Source organism: Endothiovibrio diazotrophicus (assembly GCF_054657215.1).
Window position 1 is genome coordinate 1 of record NZ_BAAHXB010000359.1, and the last position, 292, is coordinate 292.

The following is a 292-nucleotide window of genomic DNA, read 5'->3' on the forward strand; positions in this document are numbered from 1 at the left end:
GCTGGGCGTCGCTGGGGACGCCGTCTCGTTCTCGTCGTCTCCGGCCTGCTGGCTGCCGCCTCCAGCCTCGCCGCCATCGACCCCGATCACCTTCCCGCCTTGTGGCTCGCCCGCCCCGGCGACACCCTCAAGCTCGACGCCGCCAACGGCGACCCCCAACTGGCCATCGCCGAAAGCGGCGCCCCCGGCGCGCTGGCGGTGGACCCGGTGCGCAGCCGCCTGTGGAGCTACCGCGACGGCCAGCTCGCCGCCTACGGCTTCGACGGCGACCGTCTCCTCGGGCGCGCCGTCT

General features: G+C 75.3%; 1 protein-coding gene. It reads left to right on the top strand.

The genetic code is table 11. The features are described from left to right. On the top strand, positions 1-292 hold a 292-nt coding region (locus ACYQ2W_RS26810), incomplete at both ends, for a hypothetical protein (protein ID WP_459874200.1).